The sequence below is a fragment of the Bacillus sp. CFBP9009 genome (assembly GCF_036541465.1).
Lineage (GTDB): Bacteria > Bacillota > Bacilli > Bacillales > DSM-1321 > Peribacillus.
Genome location: NZ_JAZHFU010000001.1, coordinates 133,431 through 147,553, shown reverse-complemented (window position 1 = coordinate 147,553; position 14,123 = coordinate 133,431). Strand labels below are relative to the sequence as shown.

The window sequence follows — 14,123 nt, the reverse complement described above, 5'->3', positions numbered from 1 at the left end:
TCATTTTTTCTGAAAGGATTTTGCCATAATCCCTATAGGAATGGCCATAATATTAAATTAAAAACAAATGCAATATTGTTGGAGAGGTCGAGTAATGAGGATTGGGTAGGCACAAACAAATTTATTTTAATTTTCGAGTCTAACTTTTCAGGGTAACCCCAAGTGAATGAATGCTCGAGAGGAATTTGTTTATTCAGCTCTAACTCAACTTTTTCTCAAGCATCCTTTTTCCCTTTCATTTATATTCCAATTATAATAGGTAAGTGGAACACATTTACATGATTATCCATTATAAAAATCATTGGAGGTATTGAAGATGAAAGTTGTTGCAATAGTGGGAAGTATCCGTAAAGAGTCTTACAACCTTAAGCTTGCCAAATATATTCAATCTAGATATCAAGATCGGTTCGATCTCGAAATCTTGAACATTCGGGATTTACCTTTTTATGATCAAGATATTGAAAATGACCCTCCATTAGTTGTAAAAGAATTTAAAAGTAAAGTGGCTGAAGCAGATGCAGTTTTGTGGGTAACACCTGAATACAACGGTACGATTCCAGGAGTATTGGGAAATGCAATCGATTGGTTATCACGTGTCGATAAAGTTTTGATCGGAAAACCATCATGGATCATGGGTGCGTCAATGGGGCAATTAGGAACGGTTAAAGCTCAATTGCATTTGCGTGAAATCTTATTCGCAATAGGCATCTCCTCCCCACTCCTTCCCGGGAATGAAGTATATGTTGGTGCAGTGCATGACAAAATCGATAACGAAGGCAGGCTTACACATGAGTCGACTGTCCAGTTTATCGATACGGTCGTCGATAATTTCATTAGCTGGTATAATCATCATACTCGTTAATGCTTTTAAAACAAGAATCCCAGCAGGCTTGATCCTGCTGGGATTCTTGTTGCATCATAAAAGAGGAATTAACTCATCCTCTTCCCGCTTGGAATGAAGGGTATTTTGTCATTCCGCCGTCAGCGAAAAGAGTGATGCCCGTTACATAACTGGACTCTGAAGATGCCAGCCATGCAGCAACCGCAGCAATTTCTTCAGGCTTTCCGATATACCCCATCGGAATTATGCTTTCAAGATCCTTTTTCTTTTCGGGATCTTCAAGCTTGTCGGCATTTATTGGTGTGGCGATGGCTCCAGGACCAATGCTGTTCACACGGATCCCTTTTGGTGCATATTCAAGAGCCAGGGTTTCCGTAAGCAGCTTCACACCGCCCTTGCTTGCCGCATAGTGAACGAATAAAGGCCAGGGTATCATCTCATGTACACTGGACATGTTTATAACATTGCCTTTAATGTCGTTCTCGACAAAATACTTGATAGCTTCACGGCAGCCTAAGAAATTTCCCGTTAAGTTGGTATCGATTACCCTATTCCAGTCGCTTAAGGGCATCTCGTGAGATGGAACCGGATTTTCAATTCCTGCATTATTGATGAATATATCGAGTTTCCCGAAATTCTTTATCGCTGATTGAACAAGGTTAATCACATCTTCTTCAACGGTGACATCGCCTTTTACTGCAATAGCTTCCCCGCCATTTGTTTTGATTTCTTCCATTACACTATCCGCTTCCTCTGATTTAGTGCGATAATTAACCACGACCTTTGCCTTTTCCTTAGCAAAGCGAATGGCCATCGCTTTTCCTAAACCAGTGGATGAACCGGTTATAACAACGACCTTACCTTCTAAATCTGTATACATATAATCACCCTCCAATTAACTTTTTGCCATTCCGAGCATAATCCCAGCAATGATGATCAAGATAATTCCGATTATGATTCCAATTAGTTGGCGCTTCGTTTTCTTTTCACGTAAAATGATGATCCCGCCAAGAGTTGAGATGACAATGCCCATTTGCGAAAGGGAAAAACTAGTGGCCACTCCCACACGGGGCTGGGAAATGAATAAAAACATATTCCCTGCAGCCCATATCAATCCCGGAATGATATTGCGTATCGTATATTTGTTAAACGGTTTATGTTTAAAAGTCAATAATAGACCGCCTATCACCATCCCTATCGCTTGAGGGAACAATGCTGACCATCCATCAACATCAAAAAGACGGGCCACGACCACATAAACCAAATAACCGAATGTCGAGATGAGGAGAATAATAATTCCTTTCTTCAAGTTTCCCGATTTGCCCTCTTTTGATTCTTTATCCTCCAGTGAGGTCAAGACGATTCCTATAATAATGAAGACTAATGCCAAGACGCCTAAAATGATCGCTTTCATTGTAGACCATTCTTTAAAAACGATGACCCCGAATAAAGTCGTTGAAATGAGCTGCATTCCAGTAGATATCGGCATCGTTTTGGATACTCCCATTAAATCAATGCTCTTAAGCTGATTAGCTTGTCCAACGGCCCAAAACAATCCAGAAACAACCCCGACTCCAAACACCAGAAGTGACAACTTAATATCGGCAAAAATATAAACACCTATTGAAAAAATCAAGGCGCCAATCGTTGTACCCAGTGTTTGACTATAGGGCCCACCCCCGAGTTTCACATTAAATAAAACGATGCTTCCCCAGAATATTGCCGGCAAGAGAGCTAATAATATATCCATATTCAACCCCCATATATGTAAGTTCAAAACTAAGCAGTAAATTTCATTTTGTCTTCTTTTTAATATGTTCGCTTTATTTGAATTGACCCTTGGTAATTTTATGAAGTGTTTTTGCAAAAATAGTGTTCAACACAAAGAGGGCTTCCGATGCTGATAAATATCGGGAGCGTTAGTTGGAGAAAGACAGCTGTACTGCTGTCTTTTTTATAAAATTATAAAAAAAAGCAAACCTATGTAGGTTTGCTTCCAGTTATAGATATGGAACTTATTTCTTCAAATGATATGGCACTGTCGTAACAACCACATTTCTTTTATAAAGTAAGTAGGCGCGGATCAGTAAACTTGATTGGTTATGAAGTATATTGTGCCAGCCCTTCTTCGGAATGAATTGGGGGATGATCACCGTAACTTTATAATTGGATTCACTCGCCTTATGTTCAACTGTATCCACAAATTTAGTTAATGGCTGAATGATACTTCTGTAATAAGAATTCAGTGTAACGAGTCTGACATCCGGCTGCCACTTTTTCCACTTTTCTCCGAATTTCTTTTCATCTTCTCTTTCAAATGCAACATAAACGGCAATGACCTGATTTGCTGAGAGCGATTTTGCATAATTTAAAGAGTTCTCAACCACATGAGTTATACCTGCCACAGGTACAATAATAATATTTCCTTCAATTGGTAAGATCGGCTCACATGTTGTAATCCTTAGTTGGTCACCAACTGCTTCATAATGCTTTTTAATTCGATGAAAGATTAAAATGATGATAGGTAAAAAAATCAACACAGGCCAAACCTGAGTAAATTTGGTTAAAAAGAATATCATCGTGACGATAAAGCTAATTATGGCACCAATTGAATTAATGGTTAATTTCATCATCCAGCCTTTTGGCTTTTCGCGAACCCATTTAACAATCATGCCAGTCTGGGACAACGTAAATGGAATGAATACCCCTACCGCATAAAGCGGAATGAGATTTTCTGTATGTCCTTCAAATGCGACTATCAAGATGATGGATGCAAGTCCCAGTATGATGATTCCATTGGAATACCCTAATCGGTCCCCTCTGATCGTAAACGCCCTTGGTATGAATTTATCCTTCGCCAGATTTACCGCAAGCAGAGGGAAAGCCGAATAGCCAGTATTGGCCGCAAGTATCAAGATCAAGGCAGTCGTACCTTGAATGAAGAAGTACATGAAATTCCGTCCAAAGATTTCTTCAGCAATCTGGGAGACGACCGTTACCTCTGCGCTGGGAACAATGCTTAAATAATAGGCTAAGAATACGATTCCCGAAAATAATACCGCTAGCAATGAACCCATCGCTATTAAAGTTTTCGCAGCATTATTCGGGGCTGGATCTTTAAAGTTCGGGATTGCATTGGAAATCGCTTCGACTCCTGTCAAGGCGGAGCTTCCTGATGCAAATGCCCTTAGCAGTATAAATAAACTGATGCCCGCTACCGGTGTCCCGATTGACGCATGCAATTCCGGTGAGACTCCCCCCGTCAAAATCTTGTAAATTCCAACCCCAATCAAGATGAACAAGGCTAAAACGAATAGGTACACCGGATAGGCCAAAACAGATGCCGATTCCGTAACCCCCCTAAGGTTCAAGATTGTAAGTAGAATGACGAAAATGATGGCTATGACGACATTATAATCATGCAGGCCGGGAAAAGCGGACGTGATGGCATCCGTACCAGCAGAAACACTTACAGCGACCGTTAATATATAATCGACCAATAAGGATCCTCCAGCTATCAACCCTGGATTGACACCTAAATTGTTTTTTGAAACCACATAAGCTCCACCGCCATGTGGATAAGCGAAAATGATTTGTCTATAGGACAAAATCAAAGCAGTTAACAAGATCAATACTCCGATCGCGATAGGGATTGAATACCAGAATGCTGCAGCACCGACCGTGATCAGGACGATCAATATTTGCTCCGGCCCATATGCAACCGAAGACAAAGCATCAGAAGATAATATCGCCAAAGCCTTTGTTTTGTTAAGCTTTTGTTCACCAAGTGCATTTGACTTTAAAGGTCTCCCAATCAAGAACCTCTTTATAGAAGATAACATCAAGAATTCACCACCATAATTAATTTATAAGTTTATGTTACCCAGCTGTAGCAAAAAACAAGACGAAACACAAAAATGCCTACAAGTCATAGCTAAATAGACCTGTAGACATCAATTTTTTTGTCTAACAAGCTCCACCTTCCTTCTCATATAACGCTTACGAGGTTAGCTGTCGGATTCGGACCTAAGAGTAGCCCTACCTTTTAAAGGATTCACCCCTTGGATTGTAAACAATCCCAATAACGGGTCCCCCGCACCATAAGGTTTAAGCGATTTAGAAATATGAAACTGTTGATTATCATACTCCCGTGAAATGGAAAAGTAAATGAAAATTTTGCTCAAAAATAAAAAAATTCTTTGTAAGTGAGGTTTTATTCTTGACTTATATAACATAAGTCATGCAATGACATGATTCGAAGGTAGGAAAGGAGGTAAGTAAACGTCTTATAAAGAAAATAATTCAGAAGTCAATGAACAAAAGGTGGTCCGAAAAGGAAAAAATAATCAGCCTCATGGAGATGGCGATGAAAAAAATTAACCAGATCTGCCCCAGCTTGGATCGTCATTAAAAGGGTAAACTTGCATTAAATATCAAATTCCGCTTTAATTCCCGTCCAATAGGGGCACTATTCCACTGATTCACCCTAATTAATTCCTTCCTTCTTGAATGGGTCTCAAATTGCTTTTTTTAAAGACAAAGTATTTCTGGCCAAGATAGTTAAGCACTGTATAAAAGATTGTTCCTATGAGAACAGCCAAATTTTGTTGTAGGGATAAATGAACGGATCCTTCCAGTGATTCTGCAATAGCTTGGCCAATAGAATAAGCGGCGGAATAACAAATCAGGATGACGCAAAAGAAACGGGCAACTCCTCGCCGCCATTCTATATCGCTTTTAAAGGTAAAAGTCCTGTTTAAAAGAAAACTCGTTACTGCTCCCGTACCATTGCCGAAAAAGGTGGAGACCCAGTAAGATAATTCAAGAACATTCATAAGAAAAAGCATGATGGATAGTCCAACCGCTGTATTGACTATTCCAACCAATAAAAAGCGGATAAAGGAGTTAGTGTGTTTTAGATAGTTTTTCAATACTGTTCCGTTCATTGTCTAGTTGCTCCCGTTTTTTTAAATCGAGCGGATTAAATAGATCAAGATCAACAATATATTTAGGCCGGCGTTTGGATTCATTATAGATTTTACCGATATATTCCCCAATCAAGCCGACAGCAATCAACTGCAGTCCGCCGATCAACCATATGGAGGTGATTAATGAGGTCCAACCAGTTTCGGTCTGCCCATAAAACTTTAACCATAAAAAGTAAGACCCAAAGAGTAAGCTAATGAAAAAGGAAAGACATCCTAGCCATAATACAAGCCGGATCGGTGTAACCGAAAAGGAAGTAATGCCATCAAGCGCAAAAGCAACCATCTTCTTAAATGGATATTTCGTTTCCCCAGCCAATCTTTCTTTTCGGTCATAATAAACAGAGTCCGTCTTAAACCCAATGAGCGGGACAATCCCCCGTAAAAAAAGATTCGTTTCATCAAATCGTTCCAACTCCGCGATCGCCCTTTTGCTCATTAGCCTGAAATCGGCATGATTATAGACAAGGTTAACCCCCATCTTGTTCATCAATTTATAAAAACCGGTTGCAGATGTTCGTTTAAAAAATGAATCAAGGTCCCTTTTCTGGCGGACACCATATACGATTTCACATCCTTCATTGAATTTCCGAATGAATTCAGGGATGACTTGAATATCATCCTGTAAATCTGCATCAATGGAAATCACACAATCCGAGGCTTCCTTGGCTGTAAACAATCCTGCCAAGAGTGCATTTTGATGTCCTGCATTCCGGGAAAGCTTTAGCCCGCGAACAAATTCATTATTGATCGTTTCCTTATAAATGATCTTCCAAGTTTGATCTTTGCTTCCATCATCAACCAGCAGAATTTTACTTTGTCCAGAAACAACGTTTTCTTCGACTAATCCCCTCATCAACCCACAAAGCTGGGAAATGGTATCCTGCAAAACGCTTTCTTCGTTATAACAAGGTACAACAATCGTTACTATCGGTAAATTCATTCTATTCCCCCCTTTTCACATGACTCTGTATAAATAAATTTTCCATATGCTTCCTTTCTTTGTAAAAACCCTATCTATTACCAATCCGTTTTCCTTCGCGTTGTTGATAGGGATGGCAGAAAATATATACTTGCCACCTAATCCTTTAAACGCATCCATATTAAGGTCCAAATTTTCCAGCTCTTTCTTCGAGCCTTTCTTGAACATATAATGCTTTCCAAGCTCATCGGTAAATAGGTAACAACGTCCTCCCCATTCATCAAAGTAGATTCTGATGTTTTTATTCTTAGCCAATTCGTTTTCAATTATTTGACGAAATTGATGTTTGTAAGAAAGCGGATAGAAATTGTTATAGCTATCGAGTGTGTAAAATCCATTAAATTGTGCGATTGCGGGATGCAGCCCAATGCTAGCAACACGATACTCTTCCTGTGGAAGGTCAATATGATCTTTTATTTCCTGAAAAAGGCTTTCTGAATAGAACTCTTTAAAAGATGGTTTTTTATTGTAAGTGATTTCTTCATTGAAGCCCATTAAGATCATAATTTGAACGGCGATGAAAATAGAGAGGGTTTTCTTAGCATAATCGCTGTGTTCCCAAATGATTTTTATCGCGAGGGCAAAGCCCAAGTAAATCACCATCGGCCTTAAAAAGTGAAATCTGGCAAAATTAAAGGTATCCAGGGTGTGAAACCTTTCCGTCAAAGGAACCCAGCCTTTATAAAACCAGAATGCGTACCATGCTGAGAGTACAAAGTTCAAGCCGAATAAAAATACATATACCTTTTCCTGTCTCCACAGTTTTTTGGTCAGAATGATATAAAGGGCGAAGACTGTAATCGGCAGGATGATAAGTGCATGTACAGTCATGACATGCGTATGTCCAAGAACGAAATTTTTGAAAGTAAGCTTTATGACCCAATCGAGCGGCAGCCTTGCGTGAAAATATTCATCTCTGCTGTTTGGCTCCGAATCAAAAATAAATGAAGATACCAAACGATACTCCACCAAACCAAAAATGAAGGTCATATACACAATCGAAAGAAGGAACGTTATATTCCACCCTTTTCTCCTGATCACATCCGTTAGCCAAAGAAAGCCCATTGCAACAAGGAAAAAGAAAAAACCAAGTACGATGCTTGAATAAAGCGGTAAAAGTGTAAGGACCAAATAATTCTTCCACGAATGGTCCTTGCTGCGAATATTCAAAAAAGCCCAAAGTGCAAGCGGCATCCCAAGTGTACTGAGCATTCCCGATGGCCAAAATGGGGTAAGGGCAAAGGCCAAGGATGTTCCAACCCTGATCCAACCTGAATGGCTTCCTGTAACCAAATGTTTCTTTAATAAGATATACATACCCAAGAATGCAATAAATCTTGTTAATGCCTGGCTTATTGCATATGCAGCCATTGTCGGAAAAAGTGCATAAAGCCACACGATAATACTGAACTCACTGCCAAAGGCATTTCGGGGCAGACCATTCATGATCTGGGGAATTTTGGCGTCTATCGCACCGAATAACTCACCGCTTTCTGAAAGGACTTTATACCAGGCAAGGTTGGAATCCAAATTATCATGTACACGAATATGCGCATTTTCTCCAAGGATGAATAAAGGAGAAAGATATAAAACAATGACGAGTAAGGCAAAAAGGATTTGTTTTCTCTCTTGTTTTTCAATTGGCAACATATACACCTCTTGACCAAATTCATATATCCATAATATTTGCTTCAATGGTAAATCTATTCTTTTTCGGGGATTTATTTTAACCTTTTTTGATATAGGTCAACCAATGGCCACATAAAATGAAGGGAAGAACAAAAAGCATATAAAAGAACCTTAAAAAGGGGCTGGGCTATGATAAAGAAAGCGGTGATTCCAGCAGCCGGTTTAGGAACACGATTTTTACCTGCTACGAAAGCTCAACCAAAGGAAATGCTGCCAATTGTCGATAAGCCGACCATTCAATATATTATCGAGGAAGCGGTTCAATCAGGGATTACAGATATTATCATCGTTACGGGTAAAAACAAACGTGCCATTGAAGATCATTTCGATAAATCCATTGAGCTAGAAATGCTTCTGCAAATGAAAGGTCAAAATGAGCTGCTTAAGATCGTGGAGAACATTTCCAACATGGTGGATATCCACTATGTAAGACAAAAGGAACCTTTAGGTCTAGGCCATGCAGTATTATGTGCCAAAACTTTTATTGGAAACGAACCTTTTGCCGTCCTGTTAGGGGATGATATCGTGGATAGCCAGGTTCCAGCTTTGAAGCAGTTAATGGAACGGTATAACAAGGTTCAAGCGAGCATTATCGGATGTAAGGAAGTGTCACCTGCCGATGTCTCCAAGTATGGGATCGTAAATTTCCAAGAACGATATGAGGATTTATTTCTGGTAAGAAACTTAGTGGAAAAGCCAAAAGTGGAGGATGCACCATCAACACAGGCGATTATTGGCCGATATATTTTATCACCTGAGATTTTTGAAATCCTTGAAACCGTACAGCCCGATCGGAAGGGGGAGATCCAGCTTACCGAAGCTTTAGACCTTTTGTTAGAAAAGGAACCTTTATACTCGTATATCATCGAAGGAAATCGATATGACGTCGGCGATAAATTCGGCTTCCTTCAAGCTTCAATAGATTTCGCCATGAAACGACCTGAACTTCGTGATCAGCTAATAACATATATAAGGCAGCTGTTCCCATAATGAAGTAAATATAACCCACGCCCAATTACCTAGAGGTGATTGGGCTATTTCCACATTGGATTCACCCATTTGGTGGTAACATTTCCACGCACCATAATTACTAAGCTAAATATAACAGTCTTTTATAAATGCTTCCGTGAAATGTAAATGCAAGTGAAAATGTTGGACAAAGAAAGAATAATTTATTAAAAGTGAGGTTATGTTGATAACGTATCCTTCATTATTTATCCAAACAACTATATCCAGAAAGGATTGTACATGCATAAAAAAACTAATAATCCAATAATATCAGATGAATTCTTAGATCAAGTGGTTAAGGAAATCAATGCAGAATTTGGCGGGCCCATTAATGAAAAAAATGATCGTTTCCAACATAGGGACGATGAAGAAAGAAGTTAAATCCCACATCATTAAATCTAAAGCTTTCATGAAAAACTCTGGCTCTATTCAGCCAGAGTTTTTTTTATGGCTATCTTATATAACCTTATTACTTCCATAGAATTATCCGCCCTTTCTTTAACGACTTGTCCAAACCAATTTAGCTGATCCTCATAGAATGATTACATGTAATTATTTTAAAGAAAGGGGAAAAACCACATTGAGCCACGCTGATGATGTCTTCCTCACTTCTCCAAAGGTTCCAAAAGGAAGGCTGATTTCCGGACATACAAAGGAGTTTCAAGCAGATCCCATTGGTTTTCTGACCCGATTGGCCAAGGAATATGGAGAAGTCGCTAAATTCCGTTTAGGCCCATTCCAAAATGTTTATCACGTTTTAAATCCTGATTTAATAAAACAAATACTCGTAACAAAACAAAAATCCTTCATCAAATCCAAGGACTTCAATGTTTTAAAACCGCTTATCGGTGAAGGTCTACTTACAAGCGAAAAAGACTTTCATATGCGACAGAGAAGGCTTATCCAACCCTCTTTCAAAAAGAATCATATTAGCCAATACGCCAAGGATATGATTGATACCACAATGGATTATATATCAACTTGGCAACATGATGAGGAACGGATCATAACGAAGGATATGATGGACATCACTCTCGGGATAATCAGCAAGACGATGTTCAGCATGGAATTCAAGGATGGGTATGAAATTGTTGGGAAACCGCTGGAAACTGCATTAAGAATAGCAGTCAAAAGGATGAGAAAGATTTTCCGTATGCCATTATGGGTACCGACTAAAATCAACCGTGAATATAAAAAGGCGATACAAAGGCTTGATAAAGTGATTTACGGCATTATTGAAAAACGGAAGAACGACACAGTAAAACATAGAGACATGCTTGGGATCCTGATGGACGCCCGTGATGCCGAAGACGGATTGGGTATGACAAGCCATCAGGTCCGTGATGAATTAATGACTATTTTTCTTGCCGGTCATGAAACGACAGCAAATGCTCTTTCCTGGGCACTGTTTGAAATTTCGAAACATCCAGAAATTCAATCCAAGCTTTTCAGTGAAGTGAATAGCATAATCGGTCACCGGACACCCAAGCCTGAAGATTTCATGAAATTACTATACACTCAAAATATCATTCACGAAACACTTCGCGTTTACCCGCCACTGTATATTTTATCCCGTGATGTGGCGGAGGATGTCGTAATAGGAGGATATCGCTTCAAGAAAGGCGATATGATTCTAATAAGTTCTTATGTGATGCAGCATAATCCAGAGTATTTTGATCAACCTGAATCATTTATTCCAGAGCGATTTGAAAATAACTTTTTGAAAAGCCTGCCCGCGTTCGCTTACTTTCCATTTGGCGGAGGGCCTCGGGTTTGTATTGGCAATCATTTTGCCATGATGGAAGCGGTGCTTGTCCTGGCTTGCATTGCAAAGCGGTATAGGATAAAGCTTGCACCTGATCATCATGAAGTAACCCCCCTTCCGTCCCTTACACTCAGACCAAAGAATGGACTGCGCATGGTGATAGAAGAAAGGGATGCAGAAGCCTTCGAACCTGGAGCATCCAATTTTTGAAGTAAAAATCTCATATAAACATAACATTCATTGGTTCGATTAACGCCTAAGACTGACTGGCCTATTTTTTTTAGAAAGGAGGGATGAAAAAATGTACATGCTCCATTCACCACGGAAGGGAATCATCCACACTGAATTGCACTATTTAGGGATGGCCTCGCAGGTATATACCGGTTATTTGAAATTTCTAAGCGAAATTGAACCGATACAAGAAACCGAATACCTACAGCCGCCCCCTCTCCCCTTTTTATATGAAAACGGATAGTCTCGTTAGCTTCTCCCGCTTCGTACCTTATATTAAAAGAAAAACCGACCTTGAATGGTCGGTTTTTTGTTATTCAGCAGTATGTTCCATAACCCTTGCCGCCGCCGCAAGTGCTGGCTCCAACAATTACTAAAAGGATAAACAAAACGACTATAAAGGCGAAACCTCCGCCAAAATCCAAAACCGCCATCACAACCTGACATATATAAAATACATCTCCTTATTCATTTTTATGGAAGGACTTGAACTGATTACATCATCTTATTCACTACCAAACAAAATGTCAGTAATAATGCGATTAAACAGAATTATTTTTCTCTCTTTTCAATATGTATTTAATTCAATAGAGTGCGGAATTGCCTTGCGCAGATTTGTTAATTTTTCCTTTGATTTATTTCATAAAATCCAAATACATTTAGATAATAAAAACTATTCCTGTTTTGCTGATTAGGAATCTATTCCAGTTCACCTGCCTAAATTGACATTTTTCCGATTCATGATATATTAATATAGTACTTTAGCACGTGAAAGCGTTCAATAACAGAAGAACTTCCTAGTTTTACTGATAGACTATTTTATTAAAAGGAAAGGCATGAATAAAATGGAGAAGACTCATCAAGATTTAAAAAAGGGCCTATTGCCGAGGCATGTCCAGTTCATTGCTTTAGCCGGAATGATAGGAACAGGGATTTTTAAGGGGAGTTCCGATACATTAAATATGGCAGGTCCAAGTGTTGTAATAGCTTATTTAATAGGGGGGCTATTGTTATTTATTGTAATGGCCGCATTAGGAGAGATGGCAACCGCTTTTCCTAATTTGAACGTACAGCACCTCATTAATAAAGCTTTTGGGTTTCAACTATCCTTCATTGTCGGATGGCTCTATTGGTTTAACTGGATTATCGTGATCATTGTGGAAATAGTCGCAGCCGGAAGCTTTCTACAATATTGGTATCCTTCAGTACCATTATGGCTGTTAAGTATACTTTGCGCTTCAGTAATTATAGGAATTAATTTGTTTCAAGTAAAATACTATGGAGAACTCGAATTTTGGTTCGCAGGAATTAAAATAATAACCTTGATTGCCTTTATTATTTTAGGAGCTTTGATCATGCTAGGACTTTTTCCTAGTTCGGCTTCATTTTCTAATTACACGGAACATGGTGGTTTTTTCCCAAAAGGAATTGACGGAATGTTAAGTGCACTTTTAGTGGTAATGTTTTCATATGGTGGTGCAGAATTAATTGGTGTAGCCGTTACGGAAACAAAAGATAGTCAGCGAGTCATACCAAAAATCATTAAAGGAACAGTGTGGCGGGTGATTCTTTTCTATGTCTTGCCGATACTTATTATTTGTGGGGTAATACCTTGGAACCAAGTAAGTACTGAAGTAAGTCCTTTCGTTCAGGTTTTCAGCTTATCGGGTCTTCCCGGAGCCGCCGATATCATGAATTTCGTTCTTTTAACCGCTGTCTTATCAGCTGCAAATTCAGGTATTTACGCTACTTCAAGGACACTGTTCACTCTTTCCCAAAACGGGGAAGCGCCTAAGGCATTTTTAAAAACAACAAAAAAGGGTATCCCGCTTAATGGTATATTTTTAACTACATTATGCATATTGGCTGGTGTGTTTTTATCCTATTTGTATCCCGACCTGATTTTAAGCTACCTTATGGCCATTCCTGGATTCACAGTTTTATTATTATGGATCAGTATTTGTTCCGCGCAATTGAAGCTGCGTAAGCAATACATTGGCAAACCAGGTTTCCGGGTAAAATGGTACCCATATACAACTATATTGGCCATCACGGCATTAAGCATTATCTTTTTGGCATTTATCTTTAATAAGCAAAACATCATTGGAACCACAGTATGTCTTGTCACGTTAGTGATATTTATCCTTCTTTCTTTTATTGTCAAACAAAAAAAATAGAATTATAATTCCCCCTGACTTTAATAGGGACTTCAGACTGTAGGCAAACTCGATTTTCATCGAGTTTGCCTACAGTCTTTTTAGTGCTAGAACAATTTGAACGTCGATTGGAACGTAGGGCACTCGCTTTCTGCGGGCGGTCCGGAAGCCTCCTCGGCGCCTTTGCGCCTGCGGGGTCTCCCTTGGACTCGCTTTTCCCGCAGGAGTCTCGTACCTTCCGTTCCAATCAACTGTTATGTTTTTTTAAAAACTATAGACCAACTGGCGTTTCTTTAAATTTGTCTATAGTCTGGCGGTTCCATCAATAGAAATGGTCTCACCCCTAACCATGATTTTAAACAAACTTGGGTTACGCCTTTGGGGATGAAACCCTCTCTGGATTGAAGAAATTTGAATAACTGGCTTGCCGAGATCCCGCTAGATGCTTGCTTTTATGAGGCTTGGC

Annotated in this window: 12 protein-coding genes, 1 pseudogene and 1 riboswitch; of the genes and pseudogenes, 5 read left to right on the top strand and 8 right to left on the bottom strand. The window is 39.3% G+C overall.

Annotation, left to right across the window (positions count from 1 at the left end):
- Positions 1-316: 316 nt before the first annotated feature.
- Positions 317-862: an NADPH-dependent FMN reductase gene (locus tag V3595_RS00795; RefSeq protein WP_485904947.1), complete on the top strand. Its 546-nt coding sequence runs from the start codon at positions 317-319 to the stop codon at positions 860-862.
- A 73-nt stretch (positions 863-935) separates the two neighbouring features.
- Here the strand turns inward: V3595_RS00795 and V3595_RS00790 are convergent, their stop codons facing one another.
- The 6 genes from V3595_RS00790 to V3595_RS00765 all read right to left on the bottom strand — a co-directional run bounded on the left by V3595_RS00790 (position 936) and on the right by V3595_RS00765 (position 8,458).
- On the bottom strand, positions 936-1,721 hold the full coding sequence (locus V3595_RS00790) for a glucose 1-dehydrogenase (protein WP_485904945.1): 786 nt from the start codon (positions 1,719-1,721) through the stop codon (positions 936-938).
- A gap of 15 nt (positions 1,722-1,736) precedes the next feature.
- Positions 1,737-2,591, bottom strand: a complete 855-nt coding sequence (locus tag V3595_RS00785; protein ID WP_485904944.1) for a RhaT/GlcU family sugar-proton symporter — start codon at positions 2,589-2,591, stop codon at positions 1,737-1,739.
- Positions 2,592-2,856: 265 nt separating this feature from the next.
- Positions 2,857-4,683, bottom strand: a complete 1,827-nt coding sequence (locus tag V3595_RS00780; protein WP_485904942.1) for an APC family permease — start codon at positions 4,681-4,683, stop codon at positions 2,857-2,859.
- Positions 4,684-4,821: 138 nt separating this feature from the next.
- Positions 4,822-4,965, bottom strand: a riboswitch (cyclic di-AMP (ydaO/yuaA leader).
- A 366-nt stretch (positions 4,966-5,331) separates the two neighbouring features.
- A complete protein-coding gene (locus V3595_RS00775; protein WP_402899481.1) occupies positions 5,332-5,787 on the bottom strand; it encodes a GtrA family protein in 456 nt (151 codons plus the stop codon).
- Complete coding sequence (locus V3595_RS00770) at positions 5,747-6,769, bottom strand: glycosyltransferase family 2 protein (RefSeq protein WP_485904940.1); 1,023 nt, start codon at positions 6,767-6,769, stop codon at positions 5,747-5,749. Before V3595_RS00770 ends, V3595_RS00775 begins: the two co-directional genes overlap by 41 nt.
- 15 nt (positions 6,770-6,784) lie before the next feature.
- Entirely contained in the window at positions 6,785-8,458 is a 1,674-nt protein-coding gene (locus tag V3595_RS00765; RefSeq protein ID WP_485905677.1) for a DUF6044 family protein, read from the bottom strand.
- A 168-nt stretch (positions 8,459-8,626) separates the two neighbouring features.
- On the opposite strand from V3595_RS00765, the gene galU reads away from it, so the two are divergent.
- On the top strand, positions 8,627-9,487 hold the full coding sequence (gene galU / locus V3595_RS00760) for a UTP--glucose-1-phosphate uridylyltransferase GalU (protein WP_485904938.1): 861 nt from the start codon (positions 8,627-8,629) through the stop codon (positions 9,485-9,487).
- Positions 9,488-9,787: 300 nt separating this feature from the next.
- Here galU and V3595_RS00755 read toward each other — a convergent pair whose 3' ends face one another.
- Positions 9,788-9,916, bottom strand: coding sequence for a hypothetical protein (locus V3595_RS00755; protein ID WP_485904936.1), 129 nt, complete (start codon positions 9,914-9,916; stop codon positions 9,788-9,790).
- Positions 9,917-10,085: 169 nt separating this feature from the next.
- On the opposite strand from V3595_RS00755, the gene V3595_RS00750 reads away from it, so the two are divergent.
- Positions 10,086-11,480: a cytochrome P450 gene (locus V3595_RS00750; protein ID WP_485904934.1), complete on the top strand. Its 1,395-nt coding sequence runs from the start codon at positions 10,086-10,088 to the stop codon at positions 11,478-11,480.
- 91 nt (positions 11,481-11,571) lie between these two features.
- A complete protein-coding gene (locus tag V3595_RS00745) occupies positions 11,572-11,745 on the top strand; it encodes a hypothetical protein (protein WP_485904932.1) in 174 nt (57 codons plus the stop codon).
- Between the two features lie 73 nt (positions 11,746-11,818).
- Here V3595_RS00745 and V3595_RS00740 read toward each other — a convergent pair.
- Positions 11,819-11,948 (bottom strand): annotated as a pseudogene (locus tag V3595_RS00740) (YjcZ family sporulation protein).
- Positions 11,949-12,346: 398 nt separating this feature from the next.
- Between V3595_RS00740 and V3595_RS00735 the strand changes: the two are divergent.
- On the top strand, positions 12,347-13,678 hold the full coding sequence (locus V3595_RS00735; RefSeq protein WP_485904930.1) for an amino acid permease: 1,332 nt from the start codon (positions 12,347-12,349) through the stop codon (positions 13,676-13,678).
- The last annotated feature ends 445 nt before the right edge of the window (positions 13,679-14,123 follow it).